This is a genomic window from Archangium lansingense (assembly GCF_026626635.1).
GTDB lineage: Bacteria > Myxococcota > Myxococcia > Myxococcales > Myxococcaceae > Archangium > Archangium lansingense.
Map to the genome: position 1 here is coordinate 13,511,038 of NZ_JAPNKA010000001.1, position 18,716 is coordinate 13,529,753.

At 68.7% G+C, this 18,716-nt stretch carries 21 protein-coding genes and 2 pseudogenes; 11 read left to right on the top strand and 12 right to left on the bottom strand.

Features of this window, described 5'->3' with window-relative positions:
• Nucleotides 1–10 precede the first annotated feature (10 nt).
• The 9 genes from OV287_RS54730 to rpmH all read right to left on the bottom strand — a co-directional run bounded on the left by OV287_RS54730 (nucleotide 11) and on the right by rpmH (nucleotide 7,340).
• Nucleotides 11–595, bottom strand: a complete 585-nt coding sequence (locus OV287_RS54730; RefSeq protein ID WP_267542602.1) for a Uma2 family endonuclease — start codon at nucleotides 593–595, stop codon at nucleotides 11–13.
• Between the two features lie 100 nt (nucleotides 596–695).
• Entirely contained in the window at nucleotides 696–2,186 is a 1,491-nt protein-coding gene (locus OV287_RS54735) for a tRNA modification GTPase (RefSeq protein ID WP_267542054.1), read from the bottom strand.
• A 50-nt stretch (nucleotides 2,187–2,236) separates the two neighbouring features.
• Nucleotides 2,237–3,415 (bottom strand): hypothetical protein, encoded by a 1,179-nt coding sequence (locus OV287_RS54740; protein ID WP_267542055.1) that lies wholly within the window; start codon nucleotides 3,413–3,415, stop codon nucleotides 2,237–2,239.
• A 215-nt stretch (nucleotides 3,416–3,630) separates the two neighbouring features.
• Entirely contained in the window at nucleotides 3,631–3,861 is a 231-nt protein-coding gene (locus tag OV287_RS54745; RefSeq protein ID WP_267542056.1) for a hypothetical protein, read from the bottom strand.
• Between the two features lie 35 nt (nucleotides 3,862–3,896).
• On the bottom strand, nucleotides 3,897–4,691 hold the full coding sequence (locus OV287_RS54750; RefSeq protein ID WP_267542057.1) for a hypothetical protein: 795 nt from the start codon (nucleotides 4,689–4,691) through the stop codon (nucleotides 3,897–3,899).
• Entirely contained in the window at nucleotides 4,688–6,535 is a 1,848-nt protein-coding gene (gene yidC / locus OV287_RS54755; protein WP_267542058.1) for a membrane protein insertase YidC, read from the bottom strand. The genes OV287_RS54750 and yidC overlap by 4 nt, the downstream gene beginning before the upstream one ends.
• Before the next feature lie 19 nt (nucleotides 6,536–6,554).
• Nucleotides 6,555–6,773 carry a membrane protein insertion efficiency factor YidD gene (yidD, locus tag OV287_RS54760; RefSeq protein WP_267542059.1) on the bottom strand — a complete coding sequence of 73 codons (219 nt, stop codon included), beginning with the start codon at nucleotides 6,771–6,773 and terminating at the stop codon, nucleotides 6,555–6,557.
• Nucleotides 6,770–7,171, bottom strand: a complete 402-nt coding sequence (gene rnpA, locus OV287_RS54765) for a ribonuclease P protein component (protein WP_267542060.1) — start codon at nucleotides 7,169–7,171, stop codon at nucleotides 6,770–6,772. Before rnpA ends, yidD begins: the two co-directional genes overlap by 4 nt.
• A 16-nt stretch (nucleotides 7,172–7,187) precedes the next feature.
• Nucleotides 7,188–7,340: a 50S ribosomal protein L34 gene (gene rpmH / locus OV287_RS54770; protein ID WP_267542061.1), complete on the bottom strand. Its 153-nt coding sequence runs from the start codon at nucleotides 7,338–7,340 to the stop codon at nucleotides 7,188–7,190.
• Between the two features lie 371 nt (nucleotides 7,341–7,711).
• Between rpmH and dnaA the strand changes: the two genes are divergently transcribed.
• From dnaA to OV287_RS54795, 5 genes are all read left to right on the top strand, one after another.
• Nucleotides 7,712–9,064 carry a chromosomal replication initiator protein DnaA gene (gene dnaA, locus OV287_RS54775; RefSeq protein ID WP_267542062.1) on the top strand — a complete coding sequence of 451 codons (1,353 nt, stop codon included), beginning with the start codon at nucleotides 7,712–7,714 and terminating at the stop codon, nucleotides 9,062–9,064.
• A 112-nt stretch (nucleotides 9,065–9,176) separates the two neighbouring features.
• Nucleotides 9,177–9,854, top strand: coding sequence for a hypothetical protein (locus OV287_RS54780; protein ID WP_267542063.1), 678 nt, complete (start codon nucleotides 9,177–9,179; stop codon nucleotides 9,852–9,854).
• A 154-nt stretch (nucleotides 9,855–10,008) separates the two neighbouring features.
• On the top strand, nucleotides 10,009–10,635 hold the full coding sequence (locus OV287_RS54785) for an NAD(P)-dependent oxidoreductase (RefSeq protein ID WP_267542064.1): 627 nt from the start codon (nucleotides 10,009–10,011) through the stop codon (nucleotides 10,633–10,635).
• Nucleotides 10,636–10,851: 216 nt separating this feature from the next.
• Entirely contained in the window at nucleotides 10,852–11,730 is an 879-nt protein-coding gene (locus OV287_RS54790) for an alpha/beta hydrolase family protein (protein WP_267542065.1), read from the top strand.
• Nucleotides 11,727–12,380 carry a hypothetical protein gene (locus OV287_RS54795; protein ID WP_267542066.1) on the top strand — a complete coding sequence of 218 codons (654 nt, stop codon included), beginning with the start codon at nucleotides 11,727–11,729 and terminating at the stop codon, nucleotides 12,378–12,380. The genes OV287_RS54790 and OV287_RS54795 overlap by 4 nt, the downstream gene beginning before the upstream one ends.
• Here OV287_RS54795 and OV287_RS54800 read toward each other — a convergent pair.
• On the bottom strand, nucleotides 12,349–12,864 hold the full coding sequence (locus OV287_RS54800; RefSeq protein ID WP_267542067.1) for a secretin N-terminal domain-containing protein: 516 nt from the start codon (nucleotides 12,862–12,864) through the stop codon (nucleotides 12,349–12,351). The two genes, OV287_RS54795 and OV287_RS54800, sit on opposite strands and share 32 nt — an antisense overlap.
• 327 nt (nucleotides 12,865–13,191) lie before the next feature.
• Nucleotides 13,192–13,974: a DUF4190 domain-containing protein gene (locus tag OV287_RS54805; protein ID WP_267542068.1), complete on the bottom strand. Its 783-nt coding sequence runs from the start codon at nucleotides 13,972–13,974 to the stop codon at nucleotides 13,192–13,194.
• Nucleotides 13,975–14,103: 129 nt separating this feature from the next.
• Between OV287_RS54805 and OV287_RS54810 the strand changes: the two genes are divergently transcribed.
• Together OV287_RS54810 and OV287_RS54815 are read left to right on the top strand one after the other, a co-directional pair.
• Complete coding sequence (locus OV287_RS54810; RefSeq protein ID WP_267542069.1) at nucleotides 14,104–14,319, top strand: hypothetical protein; 216 nt, start codon at nucleotides 14,104–14,106, stop codon at nucleotides 14,317–14,319.
• Between the two features lie 120 nt (nucleotides 14,320–14,439).
• Nucleotides 14,440–15,825, top strand: coding sequence for a cytochrome P450 (locus OV287_RS54815; protein ID WP_267542070.1), 1,386 nt, complete (start codon nucleotides 14,440–14,442; stop codon nucleotides 15,823–15,825).
• Nucleotides 15,826–16,082: 257 nt separating this feature from the next.
• Here OV287_RS54815 and OV287_RS54820 read toward each other — a convergent pair whose 3' ends face one another.
• Nucleotides 16,083–16,214 (bottom strand): hypothetical protein, encoded by a 132-nt coding sequence (locus tag OV287_RS54820; protein WP_267542071.1) that lies wholly within the window; start codon nucleotides 16,212–16,214, stop codon nucleotides 16,083–16,085.
• A gap of 532 nt (nucleotides 16,215–16,746) precedes the next feature.
• Here OV287_RS54820 and OV287_RS54825 point away from each other — a divergent pair.
• From OV287_RS54825 to OV287_RS54835, 4 genes and pseudogenes are all read left to right on the top strand, one after another.
• Nucleotides 16,747–17,616 carry a collagen-like domain-containing protein gene (locus tag OV287_RS54825; protein ID WP_267542072.1) on the top strand — a complete coding sequence of 290 codons (870 nt, stop codon included), beginning with the start codon at nucleotides 16,747–16,749 and terminating at the stop codon, nucleotides 17,614–17,616.
• Nucleotides 17,617–17,762: 146 nt separating this feature from the next.
• Nucleotides 17,763–17,912: pseudogene (locus OV287_RS56780) on the top strand (AHH domain-containing protein); the annotation flags it as partial.
• Nucleotides 17,913–17,918: 6 nt separating this feature from the next.
• Nucleotides 17,919–18,056, top strand: a pseudogene (locus OV287_RS56785) (AHH domain-containing protein); the annotation flags it as partial.
• Between the two features lie 22 nt (nucleotides 18,057–18,078).
• Nucleotides 18,079–18,642 carry an imm11 family protein gene (locus tag OV287_RS54835; RefSeq protein WP_308809818.1) on the top strand — a complete coding sequence of 188 codons (564 nt, stop codon included), beginning with the start codon at nucleotides 18,079–18,081 and terminating at the stop codon, nucleotides 18,640–18,642.
• Nucleotides 18,643–18,716: the final 74 nt, after the last annotated feature.

Below are 18,716 nucleotides of genomic sequence, written 5' to 3' on the forward strand. Positions count from 1 at the left end.
CGTTACGCGCTCAGCGCACCAGCTCCAGGAGGCTCTCGGTGGGCATCCACAGCGAGGAGAGCTCGATCGGAAGCGAGGAGAAGGGCTCGGCGCGGACAATGGCCTCGCCCTCGAAGGTGTCCACGAGGAGCCAGCCGCGCTTGACGCGCTGGAAGATCTCGAGCGTGTGAGCGGCGGGGTCGATGAGCCACACGTGGGAGACACCGGCGCGAGCGTAGGCAGGCAGCTTGCGGGTGCGGTCGAGCGCGGCGGTGGACGGCGTGAGGACCTCGCAGATCCAATCCGGCGCGAGCGTGAGGAAGGGCTCCTCGGGCGTGGGAGCCTCGGCGAGCCTGTCGCGGCGCCAGCCGGCGAGGTCGGGGACGAGCACATCGCGGCCGAGCCGCAGCTCGGGGGCGCGCAGGAAGCACCACCGGCCGGACCCCCCGCGGCGGGGATCGAACCTTTCACCGAGTTCCACTCCCAACATGAAGGCGGCACGGGCCTGACCTGGCGCCGGCCGGGGCGAAGCCACCAGCTCCTCGTCGACAATCTCCCCAACCCATCCCAAGGGCAGCGCCTCGAGAGCCGAGTACGCAGCCTGGCTGTTGCACATCGGAATCACCCTGTCCTCCTCCGGCCCTGGTGAGTGGGGGCCGGGCAGGGGACGCATTCTAGGGAGGGGTCTGACATGCGCCGGGCGGCCGGGCAGGTGTCTACTTGCCGATACAGAAGCGCTGGAAGATGGCGTCGAGGAGGGCCTCGGAAGCGGAAGTGCCAGACACTTCGCCGAGGGACTCGAGGGCGAGCCCCACCTCACCGGAGACGACCTCGAGGGTGGAAAAACGGCAGGCGCTCTCAGCGCGCGAGAGTGCATCAGCCGTGCGACGAAGGGCATCGGCATGACGCTCGGAGACGAGGGCGACGGCGGAGGGAGCACCACCGCCCCACAAGCGCGAGAGCACCTGGGAGCGAAGCACCTCAACGCCCGCCCCGGTAAGCCCACTGACGAGCAGTGCCGACCCTCCAGAACCCTCTAAGCAAACACCACCGCCAACAACACCACCACCGCCAACACCACCCCTCTCCCCCCGGGAGAGGGACGGGGTGAGGGTATCCGCATCCCGGGTTGAGCCCGAGTCAATCCCCTCTCCCTCTGGGAGAGGGTCAGGGTGAGGGTCAACGCCGTCCCGAGAGCGCCGGACATCACACTTCCCGGCCACAAGGAGAACAGGAGTCCCGCCCGCGTCCCCCAGCCACCGCCGTGCCTCCCCATCACTGGCCTCCGGAGGAAGCACGAGCACAGCGAGGTCCACGGAGGAGAGCACCTCACGAGTCCGAGCAATGCCCAGCGCCTCCACCCGACCGGGAGACTCACGGAGCCCGGCGGTATCGAGCAAAGACACACCGAGCCCCTCCCACTCGACGCGAGCCTCCAACACATCGCGGGTGGTGCCGGGCTCCTCGTCGACGAGGGCGCGCGCTTCCCCCACGAGCCTGTTGAACAACGTGGACTTGCCCGCGTTCACAGGCCCATAGAGAGCAACCCGAGCACCGCGGCGCACGAGCCGTCCACGCCCCACCTCGGCGAGCAGAGAATCCGCGGCGGCGCGAAGCGAAGAGACACGAGCCTGCGCGCCCTCATCGGCGCCCTCGGCCTCCTCGGGAAAATTCAGCACGCCCTCCAAGTCCGCATGGAGGGAGCGAAGCGGCTCCTCCAGCTCCCGGACACGAGCAGACAACGCACCGGCGAGACCCGCGGCAGCGGCCCGGACAGCAGCCTCGGAGTCCGCGGCGACAAGGTCGGCAACAGCCTCGGCGCGGGTGAGGTCCATGCGACCATGAAGAAACGCGCGGCGGGTGAACTCACCGGGCCCGGCGGGACGCACAGCGGGGTGCTCGAGGGCGCGAGCGAGCAGCATGCGCAGGAGACGCGGGCTGCCGTGAGCCTGAAGCTCGACAACATCCTCGCCGGTGAAGGAGTGGGGTGCGCGGAAGAACAGAAACAACCCCTCATCGAGCACGGATCCGGAGGCATCGACAAAGGATGCGAGGTAGGCGTGCCGAGGCGTGGGCGCAGCCGGCACGCCGGGAGCGAGCAGGCGACCCACCTCGAGGGCCGAGGGGCCGGAGAGGCGGAGGATGCCGACGGCACCGGCGGCGGGAGCGGTGGCGAGCGCGGCGAGGGTGGCGGGAGGAGAGCTCATGCGTCGGAGGGCCTCGGCGCCCACCGCGCCCCGCCAGAGAGACGGAAGGGCTACGGGCAGGCGGGAGAGGCGGGGGAGTGGAAGTTCTCGTCGTAGGAACCGGTGCAGGACACGATGCCATTGCCATCGACCTGACCACCACGGAGTTGGGAGCCGCTGATGCGGATGGAATAACCCTCGGCGGCACGGACGGTCTGGGAGGCGCCGACGAGGGTCGAGCGCTGCACATCAACGAGCAGGGGGCCGGAGTCGGAACGAAGCACCTCGAGGGCGCGGGCCTGCTGGCCCGGATTGCCGGAGCCCGAGAGGGTGCTGTCCCGCACGGTGGCGGGGGTCGAGGCCAGGCGAACGCCCAGGGACAGTCCGCCCTCCACGCCGAAGACCTCGGCGCGCACGAGCGCGAGCCGGGAGGCCTCGGCCTGCACCCCCACGGCCTCCGAGCGACCCCCCTGACCGGTGGCGGAGGAGTCCCACAGCTCCACGGTGCCGTCTCGCACAGCGACGCTGACGGCCCGCTCCCCACCCTGGGCGAGGAACGTGGAGCCGGACACCTTCACGGAGCAGCCCTCGCACGAGAAGCCCACGGTGTCGCCCTGAGGAGAGGAGGCGCTGGCCTGGACGCGCTCGAAACCTCCAGGGCCGGGGCCGGCGGAGGACACGAGGGCAACGGTGCGCTGCGAACCATCACGGGCGGAGAACACCACATCTCGGGCACGGAACAGGGGGGAAGCGTTGGAGAGCGCCACGACTTCACCGGGACCCCCCACGTGCTCGACGGTCAGCGAGCGCAGCTCGGTGTGGTCCGCGGTCACCAGCGTCGGACCCGAAGCGTGGGAGCGCACGGTGGAGAGCTGCTGCCCCGAGCCCTGGAGATGAATGTAGGGCCGCAGCTGCAAGCCCTGGGAGCCGAGGTCATACACACCGGGCTCGAGGAAGAGGAGCCAGGGCTCCTCGGCGGAGACCTTGGTGATGGACTGGAGGGCGTTGCGCAGGTTCTCGCCGCCGAGGAGGGGGTTGTCCCCCGGGGGCACGACGCGGATGCGGGCGAAGTTGCCGGGAGGCCCCATCTGCCCGGGGTCTCCCTTGGGCCCGGGCTCGCCGCGAGGACCGGGGAGGGACTCGCCCCCGGGTCCGGGGTCTCCCTGCGGCCCGGGGTCTCCCTTGGTCCCCTCACAACCGGAGGCGGAGGCGAGCAGGATGCACATGGGGAGCACGACCAGGTGCCGCATGGAGAGGCCCTCCTGTGCCCGAGGGGCACGGTTCGCCGGACCTTTCCGGCGGAAGCCTCCAGGAACTACGCGTGCCCTCGCTCCGCGTCCAGCCGAGCGGAGAGCGGGCGCCGTCGGAACGTCCACCAGCGGCGCCCGCGGAAGGGACGAGCCCGCCAACCGACAGAGGCCCCCGACTCCAGGGCATCAGACCGGAAGGCACCGCCCCGGGGACCTCAGCTGCGCGAGCCCTGCGCGGGGATGGAGCCGCGGGCGGCGCGCTCGACGGTCTCGCGGTTCTCTGCGATGTACTTCTCGACCGCGGCGTCCTCCAGCTCCAGGTCCCTCAGCACACCGGGGTAGACGAACTTGAAGGCCGGGGACTCCTCGTCTCCACGCAGCCGGAAGCTCATCTTCATCACGGCCGCGCCGTATAGCTTGTCCTTGAGCGACTTGGCCTTGCCCATTGAATGCCCTTTCGTTGGTGAGCCTCGCGGGCGGCTCAGCCCTCGAGGTCATCCTCGTCATCGTCTTCCGGCAGCATGCTCCGCTTGGGGAGCGGGGCAGGCTTCTCCGGAGTGAACACCACGCGCCGGTTGCGGCCCTCGCCCTCGCAAGAGACCTTCACCCCCGGCACACCCTCTACTGCTTTCAGGACGCGCGCGCGGTCATCTTGCTTCAGTGTAACGAGTGCGTAGAAGCGGCCGAGCGAGGCCGACTTCTCGGCGAGCTTGCGGGCGATCTCGCGCAGGGCAGGGTCCTCGGCCACCTCCATCGTGCGCTCATCGGCCTCACCCGGACGGGCCGGGGCCGCGGGAGTCCGAGCCTGCTGCGGGGCGGCAGCCGACTGTCCCCGAGCGGGCTTGGCCTGGCGCGGTGCGGGGGCCGGAGCCGGCGCGGACGGCTGGGGCGCGGGAGCCTGGGCTGCGGCCTGGGCAGCGGCGGCCTGGGCAGCGGCCTGCTCGCGCTTCAACCGCTCGCTGCGGGGCTCCGGGTGGGTGCCGACACCCACCAGGAGGAAGCGCCGCTCGTTGCCCGGACGGTGGAGCATCTTGTTGAGGAGGAACTGCAGCGAGTCCACCACCTGGCTGCGCTTGCCGGGCTCCACGCCGGGAGGCGACTCGCCCTGGAAGTGCAGGGCGACGGAGAGGCTGCCATCGCTGGCGTCCTTGAAGTCGAGCCGGGCGGGGAAGCCCATCAGCCCGAGGATGTCGGTGAGCAGCCGCTCCGCGCGCGGGCGGATGTCCGCGCCGCCGCCGGGAGCCGGAGTGGACTCAGGTGCCTGCACGTCGCTCACTTGCGCTTGCCTCCCGCGGTGGCCGTGGCCGTGCCCGCCGGCAGTCCGCCGTCACCCCCGCCTTTCCGCTCCAGCCACTTCCTCAGGCCGTACTGCTGGGCGATGGAGAGGATGTTGTTGGTGAAGATGTAGAGCGCGAGCCCCGCCGGGTAGTTGAGCAGCGTGAGGGTGAAGATGATGGGGACGAACCAGGTCATGATTTTCGCCTGGGTCGGATCGCCCATCTGCGGCTGGAGCTTCTGGGTGATGATCATGCTCACGCCCAGCGCGAGCGGCAGGATGTAGGTCGGGTCCTTGAAGGTCAGGTCGCGCCACACCGGGCCGAAGAAGGGCTCCTGGTAGATGTCGTAGCTGTTGCGCAGGGCGGTGAAGAGCGCAATCCACACCGGCATCTGGATGAGCATCGGGAGGCAGCCGCCGAGCGGGTTCACCTTGGCCTCCTGATAGACCTTCATCATCTCCATGTTCTGGCGCTCGCGGTCGTCCGCGTACTTCTTGCGCAGCTCCTCGATGCGAGGCTGGAGCCTCTTCATGGCCTCCATGCTGACCATGGAGCGGTGGGTGAGCGGCAGGAGGATGAGCTTCACCAGCACGGTGAGCAGGATGATGGCCACGCCCCAGTTGCCGGCCAGGCCGTGGAAGAACTTCATGATGCTCACCAGCAGCTTGGCGATGACCGCCCACATGCCGTAGTCGATCGTCTCGGTGAGCTGCGGGTTGTAGGTGGTGGCGCCCAGGCCGGTGGCGTCGCGCAGGACCTGGCTGGGCACGGAGGCGAGCAGGTCATCCTCCTTGGGCCCGAAGTAGCCGCCGAAGCGCAGCGTCACCGTCTCGCCGGGGGCCGCGGTGAGCGGGAAGCTGGCGGTGACGGCGCGCGCCTTGTCGGTGGCCACGAACTCGCAGCGGCCCTGCATGGGGCCATCCAGCGGGTAGAGCGCCGAGAGGAAGTACTGCTGATCAATCCCGAAGTAGTGCACCAGGCCGCGCGTGTCCTCCGCGTCCGGCAGGCCCTGCTCGGGGGCCAGCTTGTGCTTCTCCTCACCCACGCGGCACGAGGCGTAGCTGAGGTTGCCCACGCCGCCGAAGAAGGACGGAGCGTGCTCGTTGTTGGGGTCGATGGCGCGGTTGTAGTGCAGCTGCAGCTCGCCGGTGGCCGCCTGCGCCGAGGTGTTCTTCACCTGGAGGGTGTAGATGAGCTCGAAGCCCTCCTTGGGCCACTGGAGGCTCTTGGTCACCTCCCACGGGCCCTGACGCGCGGTGAACGTGGCGCCATTCTCGGTGTTGCCCGTCTCGGCCACCGCGTAGCGCGCGTCGGCGGACAGGGGCGAGGGGCCCGCGATGGAGACGGACAGCGGCAGGGGCTGGCCCGGCACCGGCTGCGCCAGGTTCATCTGCGGCGGCGGCTTCACGTTGCCACCGAAGAGCAGCTTGTAGCCATCGGCGATGGAGACCTGCTGCTGCTCGCGCATCTTCTCGCCCTTGAGCTCGGCCGACGTCAGGCCCGCGCCCTGGGTGGAGAAGGCGTAGTGCGCCACCTGGCGCTCGAACTCCAGCGTGCGCACCGGCAGGGGCGGAGTGGCCTCGGAGGGGGTCCCGGAAACATCCGTGCCCGAGCCCGCGGGCGGCGGCGTCCCGGCCGTCTCCATCCCGGCGCCAGGCGCAGGGGTGCCGGCATCGGCCGTGGCCACCTGCCCCGCATCCGCGACCCCAGCTCCGGGCGGTGGCCCCTGCAGGGCGAAGAAGTAGGTGTAGGCGAAGGTGAGCGCCATCGCGAGGGCGAGCGCCATCATCAGTCGCCGCTGGGAGTCAGCCGAGTTGGGCGAGAGCGGATCCAGATCGTTCATAGGGGAGAGCCAGAGGCGGTCAAGGCACCGGGTCGAAGCCGCCAGGGTGGAAGGGTTGGCAGCGCAACAAGCGCCAGACGATGAGGCGCACGCCGCGCAGGGCTCCGTGCTTGTGGAGCGCCTCCAAGGCGTACGAGGAACAAGAAGGATGGAAGCGGCAGGCCGGAGGAAGCAGGGGCGAGAGGAACCGCTTGTAGAGGCGGATGGGCAGCGCGAGCAGGCGAGCGAGAGGGCTCATCGGGCGGACTCCCGGGGGCCGGACGGAAACAGCCTCTGCAGCTTGCGGGTGACACCATCGAAGGCGCGCGACAGCTCGGTCAACGACGCATCCTTGGCGGACTGGCGCACGACCAGGACTACGTCTACACCGGGAGGCCATTGCTCGCGACGCTTGCGGAACAGCTCCCTCAGGAGCCTTCGCAGGCGGGCACGCTCCACGGCATTGCCCACCTTGCTGGAGACGGTGAGGCCCACGCGGCTGTAGGGCCGGGCGTTGGGCCGGGCGAGTCCCAGGAGACACTCAGAAGGAAGCTTCTGACCCTTCTCCTGGACCTCGAGGAACTCGCGCCGCGTCAGCAGGCGCAAGGCCTTGGGGAAGCGCTCGTCGCGAGGTGGCGCCTGGCCCTCGGCCTTCACGCGAGCGTCCCGGCTGCTACTTCTTGTAGGCGGACACCACCAGGCGCTTACGGCCCTTGGCGCGGCGGCTCTTGAGCACGTCCTGACCGGCCTTGGTGGAGTTGCGCTTGCGGAAACCGTGGGTGCGGTTGCGCCGGATCTTCGAAGGTTGATAGGTGCGCTTGGACACGGCTGGACTCCTGGGACGACGAGACGCCCGCTCGAAAAGGGGGCGCCCTTATCCATGAGACTGAGGAAGGCGGCGCTCGTAACCCGATCTCCCACCCAAGTCAACGTCGGATCACTCCGGGCTGTCCGGTTCTGAGGGTCCGGCTCCCTTTTGCGCCCCACACCCGGGGTGAAACGGGCAGGGGGTGGGAGGACTCGCACCACAACCGGTAGGAGGGGGCCTGGGATTCCGCCCCGGGCGTGCGATCGCACCAGAGGCTCTAGGGGTGCGGAATGTCTGGGGTTGGGGCCGCAAACTTGATCGCCCAGGGGGGGCCTGTTAGCACGGTCGGCCCCCTCCCTGGCGGTCTCGCCGGGGCTTCGGAGGCTTACGTGACCGCGCTCGCCCGCTCCCTGCCCCCACAGCCAAGTGCCGAGAATCTCTGGGCCCGGATGCTGGACTGCCTCAAGCGGGAGGGCAAGGACTACGCCCTGAGCTGGATCGGCAAGATGCAGGCGCTGGACGTGCGCGAGGACGCGCTCGTGCTGGCGGTGCCGGACCGCTTCTACCAGGACTGGGTGGACGACCATTACCGGGGGCTGATGGAGTCCACGCTGACGAAGGTGACGGATCAGCTCTCCCGAGTGGCCTATGAGGTGGTGCCGGGCCTGGCGCCTCCGCCGGAGCTGCAACACGCACCGCCGGTCAAGTCCGACGGGGCCCGGCCGCCCCGGCTCAACGCCCGCTTCACGTTCCAGAGCTTCGTGGTGGCCGACAGCAACCAGCTCGCCGCCGCGGCGGCCCAGGCGGTGGCCGACAGCCCGGGCCGGGCCTACAACCCGCTCTACATCTATGGCGTCACGGGGCTGGGCAAGACGCACCTGCTGCACGCCATCGGCAACAAGATTTGGGACAAGGACCCGACGCAGCGCGTGGTGTACCTGTCGAGCGAGCAGTTCACCAACGAGTACATCGAGAGCGTACGCGAGCAGCGGATGCCGGAGTTCCGGAAGAAGTTCCGGGACGAGTGCGATGTGCTGATGATCGACGACGTGCAGTTCCTCGGACGGAAGGAAGAGACGCAGCGGGAGTTCTTCCACACGTTCAACACGCTGCACGAGCAGGGCAAGGCCATCATCCTGACGAGCGACATGGTGCCGGCGGAGGTGCCCGGGCTGGAGGAGCGGCTGCGCAGCCGGTTCAGCATGGGGCTGATTACGGACATCCAGGAGCCGAGCTTCGAGACGCGGGTGGCCATTCTGCAGAAGAAGGCGGTGATGGAGGGGCTGGAGCTGCCGGACGAGGTGGCGCACTTCATCGCGAGGGCCTTCCAGAAGAACGTGCGCGAGCTGGAGGGAGCGCTGGTGAAGGTGAGCGCCATCCACTCGCTGTCGAGGCACCCGGTGACGGTGGACTTCGCCTCGCACGTGCTCAAGGACGTGCTGCCCTCGCGGCAAGTGGTGGACGTGGAGAGCATCCAGAAGGAAGTGGCCCGGTACTACAAGGTGCCCGTGGAGGCGCTGAAGGAGGACCGTCGGCACAAGGCGCTCGCACATGCACGGCAGGTGGCCATGTACCTGAGCCGCAAGCTGACGAAGGGCTCGTTCCCGGAGATCGCCGCGCGCTTCAACAAGGACCACTCGACCGTCATCTCCGCGGTGCGCAAGGTGGAGAAGCTGCGCGAGACGGACACGGCAGTGAAGCGCGAGCTGGATGAGCTGGAAGCGAAGCTGATCGGCGAGTGAGCCGCCCTCTCAGGAGGGCAGACACCCGAGCACCTGACTTGAGCGGTGACTTGACGAGAGGTGACCTCATGGGTCAACCTACTCGGGAAGTCATCACAGGAGGAGTGCGTCGATGGAGCGGTCCACGTCGGTGCCCATGGGGATGGGCGAGCAGTCCCTCACGCCAGGCGAGCAGCGAATCCTCGCCTTGATGGAACAGGGTCAGCAGCGGCTGGAGCAGGGCCAGCAGCGGCTGGAGCAGCGTATGGATCGCATGGACCAGCGACTGCAATCGCTGGAAGAGGGTCAGCAGCGCACTGACCAGCGCCTGCAATCGCTGGAAGACGGTCAGAAGCGCACCGACCAGCGACTGCAATCGCTGGAAGAGGGTCAGCAGCGCACCGACCAGCGCCTGGACAGCATGGACCGGCAACTCACGGAGTTGACGCTCAAGGTGGACCAGGAAGCCGCCAACAGCAAGACACGAGACCGGCAGCTGGCCTCTGCCCTGCAGGAACTCCGAGAGGAAGGCCAGAAACAGAGCATCCAACTCCTGGCTCAAATCGACCGTTCACAGCAGCTGATGCTCGAGGCCATGCACCAGGAGACGAATAACCTCCGGTCCGAATTCTCCAAGCGGCTCGACCAGCACGACACGCATCTGGGTGTGGTGAAACAGACGTTCGAGCGCCACGAGGGGCACCTGCGTGAGCACGGCCAGGCCATCGCGGGTCTGCAGCAAGAGGTGCGGAAGCTGACGGCGGCGGTCGAGCACCTGGCCCGGGCCCCGGGGATGGCCGCGACGCGGTAACGGGCCACCCCCACCTCCGTGTGCCCCGTGCCGTAAACAGCTTGCGGACAAGCCGGTGCCGAGGGCGCTATACACCCGGGGCCGCGCTCGTTCGAGCCAGGGCCTGACGGGCCCGGCCCATGGACACGGGACGGGGCACGGAGGAGCAACACCCATGCGGTTGACGGTCTTCGGAGCGACGGGGCGCGTCGGGCACACACTGGTGCACGATGCGCTGGGGCAGGGGCATGAAGTCACGGCGTATGTGCGAGACCCGAAGCGACTGGGAATGAAGCACGGCCGGCTGTTCGTGAAGAAGGGCAGCCTGGAGGACGGCACCACCGTGGCCGAGGCCATCCGCGGAGCCGAGGTGGTCGTCAGTACCATCGGTGCTCGCGACGCAACGCATACGGTCACCGTGGTGACCGAGGCCACTCGCGCCATCGTGACGGCGATGAAGACCGAGGGCATCCAGCGGCTCGTCGTGGTGGGCGCCGCGGGACTGCTGCCCCACCCGGCGGGGGGCCTCACCGGAGAGCACGGCCTGCCTCCCTTCCTGCGCCATGCCTTCGAGGACCACCGGGGCGCACTCCATGTGCTGCAGGAGAGCGAGCTCGACTGGGTGGTGGTGTGCCCTCCCGTCATGCCCAGCGGCGTGAAGACAGGCAAGTACCGCACCGCCGTGGAGTCCCTGCCCACCGGCGGCCGTCAGGTGTATGCCGAGGACGTCGCGGACTTCACCCTCAAGGCCGCCACTGGCACCGAGCACCACCGCGTCCGCATCGGCATCGTGGGCGATTGAGCCCCGACTCCGGGCGCGCTCTTCCAAAAGTTGTCCAACCGTTGGACAACTTCGCGCGCCTCGCGGTCGGCAGGCGCTCCGCCTCCCTACCCTCGCCCTCCGGGAGAGGGGTCGGGGGTGAGGGTATCGCGTGCACTCGGGTTGGCTCGCGGCCTGGCAAACCGAGGACCCGGGCCTTACACAGTGCCCACCCGTCAGCCCCCGCGAGTCCCTCGTATGAAGCCGGCCCCGCTGTCCCTCTCCCTGTTCTGCCTCTGGCTCGCCCTGTCCGGCTGCGCGCTCCCCGCGCCCACCTCGGGCAAGCTGCTGCACACCACCCCCACTCCCGTCGCCGAAGCCTTCTTCGAGGTGCGCGCCCGTCACACGGACCTCGTGTCCGTGCGCGTGCTCTTCCCCTCGGACGCCGAGGGCCGCCCCGCCAGGCCCGCCGACGGCTCCCCCCTCCCGGCGCTCGTCCTCGTCCACGGCGGCTTCGTCCCCCCCGAGGACTACCTCTGGCTCGCCGAGTCCCTCGCCGCTCGCGGTTACGTCGTCGCGATGCCTTCGCACCCGCTCGACATGCCCCTGTCCGCCATCGACAACGGCCGCTTCGCCCATGAGCTCCTCACCTCGCCCCCGGAGGACTCGCTCCTCGAGGGCCTCGTCCACCCCACGCGCATCGCCGTCGCTGGCCACTCCCTCGGCGGCGTCGTGGCCACCAAGCTCGCCCTCGACGGTGGCTTCGCGGCCCTCGCCCTCCTCGCCAGCTACCCGGACCCGGCCGACCTCGACCGTCTCCCCTCGCTCGCCGTCCCCTCGCTCTCGCTCGCCGGTGAGCTGGACTGTCTCTCCGACCTCCCCCGCGTCCGCGCGGACGCCGCCCTGCTCCCCTCTCCCTCGGTGCTCGCCGTCCTCGAGGGCGTCACCCACTTCCAGTTCACCGCCAGCGACCAGCGGGACATCGAGGACGGCTGCGCTCCCGCCATCCCGCTCGACACCGCGCACGAGCGCATCGCCGAGGTCCTCACCCTCTTCCTCAACGCCGCGCTGACCGGACAGGGCACCGGCGCCGACGACATCCGCCAGGTGCCCGGCACGGAGGTCACCGCCCGATGAAGGCCCTCGTCTTCTCCAGTGTGCTGCTGCTCGCCCCGGTGGCCGCCGCCGAGGCTCCCATCCTCACCGCCCGCGGCCGCGTGGACGCCCCGCACCTCTCGCTGCTCGCGGGCCCCCAAGGCGTAGGCCTGGGCTTCCTCCTTCCCCGGCCTCCCGTGCCCGAGTCCCGGCCCATCGCCTTCGGCGGCGAGCTCTTCTTCCTCCCGTCCACCGGAGTGCTGGAGCTGCGCGGCGCCGGCCAGTGGCAGCTCACCTCGGGCGAGGGCGCCTTCCAGGCCTCGGCACAGCTCGGGCTCACCACCTACGGGGTGATGCGCGGCCCCGCTGACGTGGGCCTCGGGCCGCATGCGGGCCTCACCGCGAGCCTCGGTGGCCCCCGCCTCGAGGGCTTCCTCGGCGCCCAGGCCGGACTCGAGGCCTTCCTGCGCACTGGCGGCCCCCGCATTCCCCTGCGCGCCCTGCTCGGCGCGCGCGGACGGCTGGGACCCTGGGGCCTCACCCTCACCGCTCGCGGCGGGGTGGACCTGGAGCGCGGCCTCTCCCCCACCTGGCGCGGCGATGTGCTGCTCGCGCTCAGCTGGTACGGCCGCGCCTCTCAAGAGGAAACAACAGCCGCGCCTACGGAAGCTTCGGCGCCTCCACGTCCGTGACGATGAGCGTGTTGGTGCGCGCATCCACGCTCACGCGGCCCCTCGGCGACAGCACGCCCTGCACGTGCGGCAGCAGCTCCGACGCCTTCGCGTAGTTGACGGGAATCAGCCAGGTGCGCAGCGGCGCCGTCTGCTCCCTGGCCTGCTTCAGCCGCGCGAGCGTCTCGGCCTCCTCCTGCAGCGTCTTCAGCGACGCCACCCGCAGCACGCTGCCCCGCCGCTCCATCCCCAGCCCTCGCGACGCCAGCACCACGTCCAGCGCCTCCGTCCAGGCCACGTTGCGCAGCGACAGCGTCACCGTGCCCTGCACCTCCTCGGACACCACCAGGTTCAACCGGCCCACGTCCGCCAACATCCTCAGCACGTCGTGCACGTTGGCTCGTGTGACGTCCAACGAGATGCGCTTCGTCTCCTTCGGTGGCCTGGCCACCGCGGGCGTGGCGGCGAGCGTCAGCGCGAGGAACACGGCTCGGGCATGCCTCATGGGACTCCTCCAGCGGCTATTCGGAACGAGCCACTCTAACCCCCTGTCCCCACTCGCTTCATGTGCTCCCCCGCCTTTTGTCCTCCACGAACTTTCCGGGTGGGATATGCAGCGTCTCCGCCCCACACCCCGGCCAGCCTGTGGCCGGAGAATGACTTCGCGGGTCCTGAATTTCAGAAGGGTTCCCGAACCGGCACCCCTGACGCTCACGCGCCAGGACGCCGGTCCGCGCACGGTGGGTGCCTCCCACCTCGGCTCGGGACCGGACCCCCTCCAGGCCTCCACCCTGGAGGGGGTCGTGCGGCACCTTCACACGGCCCCCTGGAGCTACCCCGTGGCGAGCAGTTCGCCCAGCAGCTCCTGGAGGCGCGGCCCGAGGAAGCCCCCCCACAGCGCAAGAGAGCCCACACCCAGGGCCATCGCGGCCAGGGCCTGACCCCTGCGTCCAATGGGCGGCCGGGCCTCGGGATTCACGCGCCTCAAGGCCGCCAGCCCCAGCCCCAGGGCCACCGGCGCGAAGAGGGGGAAGAACACCCCGTACAGCCCCAGCTGCAGGCCCACCAGCGCCAGGGGATTGTTCTCGTAACGGTTCCACAGCCGCCGCAGGACGGGCTCCGGCAGGGGCAGCCGGAAGAAGAGCTTGTGCCTCGGGTCCTGGTGAATGGAGAAGGCCATGGGCAGCAGGAACAGGGTGGCGACGACGGGCAGGACCTGCTCCTGCACCAGCCCGGCCCCCCCCAGCCCCACGGGCAGGGCGAGCAGCCCCACGCGGGCCCACCGCTGACCCCAAAAGCACCCCACGCCCACCGCCGAGCAGGCAAGCAAGAGGGCCGCGGCGAGAGGGTCCCCGCTCGCCAGCAGCACGAGGCCGCGGACCCATGTCGCCAGGCCCAAGAAGCCGAGGAACCAGGCCCACGTGTCCCGCTTGCCCCATAACTTCAGCCGGAAGGTCTCCAGGTAGTTGACCTCGGGGAGCGCGCCGCAGGCGGTGCAGTAGACGGCGCCGAGCACCCAGGTGGCGCATCCCTCGCAGAAGAAGCCGCCGCAGCGCCCACAGATGCCCGCGGCCGGCACGTCTTGGTGCTCGGCACAGCGGGGAGCGGAGAGCATGGCCCAGTGTCTCACAAAGCCGCCCGCCTCTTCCTCGAAGGGCGGAGCAGGCGCCGCTTGTTGCCGCCACGCGCCACTCCCACCCTCGAAAGGGAGGGCCACCACCGACGAGGGAGAGAGGGAGACATCATGGCCGACAAGAATTGGGGCAACTGCAAGGGCTGCCGCTACTTCAACAGCCACAACGCCCAACCTGATGACACCGAGGTCGCCCAGTGCATGGAGCCGGAGCTGCGGGAGTTCGAGCTCCAGGTGACGGGCATGAGCGGCTGCAACGAATTCGAGGCCCGCACCGGCATCTCCGGCGGCGCCTACCAGGAGCCCGAATCCGCCCCGGTGCATTGAGTGCTCCTATCGACTCCCCGCGAGCGCTCGCCCGGAGAGGATGACCGGGCGGGCGGATGCTAGCGTCTCCCTCGTCCGGTTCCCCCGAGGGGCCGGCCCATCTCACACGAGGGACGCGCCATGCCGGAAGCACGCACGCTGGGAGAGGCCCCGGGTCCCCGGGGTCACTGGTTCTGGGGCAGCATCCAGGAGCGGCGCCACAACCCGCTCCAGCTCTTCCTCCGCGCCCACCAGGAGTACGGCGACTTCGTCCGCCTGCGCATGGGGCCCACCATCAGCCTGCTGTCCCTCACCAGCCCCGAGCTCATCAAACACGTCCTGCTCGACCACGCGGACAAGTACGGCAAGCCCGCCGGCCTCGTCCGAGATGCCTGGCCCCTGCTCGGCAATGGCCTCTTCACCAGCTCCGGTGACTTCTGGAAGCGCCAGCGCCGCCTCATGCAGCCCGCCTTCCACAAGGAGCGCCTCGCCGCGCTCGCCGGCTCCATGGTCGAGGCCACGCAGCAGATGCTCGCGCGCTGGCAGGCCCGCCCCAACCCCTCCGAGCCCCTCGACGTCTCCGCCGAGATGATGCACCTCACCCTGGGCATCGTCGGCCGCGCCCTCTTCTCCACGGACGTCAGCGGCACCGCCGACCGCGTCGGCCAGGCACTCACCGTCGCCCTCGCCGAGACGAACCACCGCATCCTCTCCCTGGGCCTCTACGCCCCTGACTTCATCCCCACCGCGCGCAACCGCGCCTTCCGCCAGGCCCTCGACTCCCTCGACTCCGTTGTCTTCGAGCTCATCGCCCGCCGCCGCGCCGGGCAGACGCAGGGGGACGACTTGCTCGCCACCCTCATGGCCGTCCAGGACGCCGACACCGGCGAGCGCATGACGGACGCCCAGCTGCGCGACGAGGCCATGACGATCTTCCTCGCCGGCCACGAGACCACCGCCAACGCGCTCGCCTGGATGTGGCACCTGCTGGCGCAACACCCCGAGGTGGAGGCCCGCGCCCGCGCCGAGGCCCAGGCCGTGCTCGGCGGCCGAGCCCCCACGGCGGAGGACCTTCCGCGGCTGCGCTACCTCACCCAGGTGTTCGAGGAGACGATGCGCCTCTACCCGCCGGCGTGGATCATGGCCCGCCAGCCGGTGAAGGAGGACGTGCTCGCCGGAGTGCGGCTCACCCCCACCCCGCGCACCATCGTCGCCATCAGCGCTTACGCCCTGCACCGCAACCCGAAGCTGTGGCCGGAGCCGGAGCGCTTCGACCCGGAGCGCTTCTCGCCCGAGCAGTCCGCCCAGCGCCCGCGCCTGGCGTACCTGCCCTTCGGCGGCGGCCAGCGGCTGTGCATCGGCAACAACTTCGCCCTCATGGAGGCCACCCTCATCACCGCCGCGGTGCTGCAACGCTTCCGGCTGCGCGCCGTGCCCGGCCACACCGTGGAGCCCGAGCCACTCGTCACCCTGCGGCCCAAGGGCGGCCTGCCCATGCTCGTCGAGCCTCTACAGGTGAGCGCCTAGCCCGCTGTGTCAGGAAGGCACGGGCCGCGAAGGCGTCCACCGTGGACGCCTCCCCGGTCATGCGGCCTCTACGAGAGAACCGGGCGGAGTAGTTCCTTGGATTCCAGCACCGCCTGGACTCTGCGACCCAATGAGGTGTGTGCCGTCGCGGGCTTGAGGCACTCTGTGTCCAAGGGTTCAAGTCCCGTACTCCTCGCCAATAGAAGGGCCCGGAATCACGAGGGAAACCTCAACGATTTCGGGCCCTTCGCCATTTCTCACCCACCGGTCTTTACCTTCGTCGCGGAGCCCGTCTCCAGCATGTCTCCAGAAAGCTGGGGGCCCGCTGTGTCTAGCAGGCTGATGGCCGCGTCCTTCACCGCCGGGGACAGGTGCATGTACCACTGCATGGTGGTGAGGCGCTCGTGGCCCGCCAGTTCCTGGATGGCCTTGGCGGGAGCCCACGCCTCGGCAGCCGCAATCGAAAGGCGCGCCGGAGGATGTGCAGCTCCCTGGTCACCATTGCCAGTCGGTGAACACCATGAGGACGGTGCTCACCGACATGGCGGACAGGAGCCGACTCTCCGCCGTGAGGAGGGAGATGCCTTCATTCTTCGTTCGTCGTGAGGCTCGCGCATAGCCGGAGCGACAGGGACCCCACTCGCCCCAGCAGGCTGCTCAACCCATACCCCGGCAACAGGAAGGGCGGAGTGAGCACCATGAGCAAGCAACACCACCGTCACTTTGACCGCTCGACAGGGTTTGCACTGGCCAAAACTGCGCACCACGGGTATTCGTCTGCTCGTTCGAGTAGCAGCCAGCCTGAAGTGCCAGTTCTCGAGGCCGTTTTGAACGAAGACTCTTTGCTGTAAGAGTGAATGCCAACGATTGCGCCTCCATGCGCATCAAAAATCCACACATCAAGAGAAACAAGAACACTTCATGATGAAAGCCTTCCGGAGTAGGACTTTGGTGGTCCACCTGCGCATGTCGTCCATGACCATCCGCTTGGGCGTACTGACCGGCCTGATAGCGGGACTGACGATCTCGGCACAGGCGCAGGCGCAGACGACCCAGAATCGGATGCACATCACGGACTTGGAGGTGGATTACGATCTGGACCAGATGACCATCCATGGCCGCAACTTCGTCACTTCCACCGGACTCGCGCCCAGCGTTTACCTCATGGATATCGGGGTGCAAGTCAAGACCTACACCCCTTACACTGTCGTCGTCGCCCTGCCTCCGGTACTCATGCGCTCCGGCTCCTACCGGCTAACGATGTCGACCGGCCCCAACGTGGAACAGAATGACTCCTTCGATGTGACCCTGGGCACGGTGGGACCCAAGGGTGAGAAGGGCGACGCGGGTCCACAGGGCGAGCAGGGCGTTCCTGGCCCGCCGGGTCCCAAGGGCGACACCGGTCCGCAGGGGGTGCAGGGCATTCCGGGCCCGCCGGGTCCCAAGGGCGACACCGGTCCGCAGGGGGTGCAAGGCATTCCGGGCCCGCAGGGTCCCAAGGGCGACACCGGTCCGCAGGGGGTGCAAGGCATTCCGGGCCCGCAGGGTCCCAAGGGCGACACCGGTCCTCAAGGGCCTCAGGGCATCCCCGGCCCTGGCGCGAGTGTAATCAATACGCATATCTCTACTCTCACAGCGGTGGTATCTAGTTGTACTCCAGCCGCAGTCCTGGCCCTGGCCTGTAGGTCAGCAGTCCACCGGTATTGCGCACGGAATGGATATGCGACGGGTTTCGGTCCTTTCGAACACGGCTCATCGACTGGAAACGTGTCGTTCGCCTGTGTGAAGTAAGACCGCGTCTGGTAAAAATGCGTCTGTTACGAATGTTCATCAACTGTTGAGGGGATTGATGACGTGAGTCGCATGGGGCGGTGAAGCCGCCTCCCGGCTCCAGCATGTCTCCAAGACCCGAGGGGACTCTGGAGAAACGGTGGGGCTGCCGGGACGTGTTGATGAACAACCCCCTCTTCACCGGAGATGGCCGCTATGCCCTCGGAATGTCCTTCGCCATCGAAGAGATCGTTCCTGAGATGATGCAGTCCTTCAAGGACATGGCCGACCCGGAGGTCATCAAGGCGTCGCTCTACTGCGACCGGCTGAGGGACGCGATGAAGGGCTGTCGTAGCCCGCAGCAGTGTAGAGAGGGACTGACGGAGGAACTCCGGCGGCTGGCCAGGGAGATCGCCACCGAGGGCACTCACCTCAACAAGCTGGTCACACGGACCGAGTGACCCGAAGGAGACCTTGATTCCCATGCGGTACTTCAGATTGTCCGATGACGTCCACGTCTCCGGGCGCTGGTATCTGGATGATCCCGTTGATCCACGGGGCTTCGAGGTAGACCGATGGCAGTTCGAGAGCGGGGCGCCCGTAGCCATGGACGGGCACCTTCGGGTCCCCCTTTACCGCGCTGGAAGGGCGCTGGACTTCAGCGTGACGGCCGTCGGCGGTGCCCCCGTCGTTCACGCAAGGGTGGCCCCCATCTTCGCGGAGCTGGCCGCTACGGACGTGCAGCTCGTTCCGGTGGACGTTGAAGGCCAGTCCGATGAGTTCTTCATCCTCAACGTCACGCGCGTTGTGAAGTGCATCGACGACCAGGCGTCTGCGGAGGTCCACTACTGGAAGCCCGAGGATGGACGCCCGGAGAAGACGGGCAACTATCGAGCCGTCCATGGCCTGCGCATCGACCCCTCCAAGGTCGGTGACGCCAAGGTGTTCCGCCCCTGGGGATGGCTCGTGGTACTGCTGGTCTCCGAGGAGCTCAAGAAGGCCCTGGAGCGCGTCGGGGCGACGGGGGCGAAGTTCAAGGAGGTGTAGCGAATATGTAAGCCTGCACCGATTTCGCGGACATCTCGACTGTCAGGCCGCTTCCGCCGTTTGATAGCGGCCCC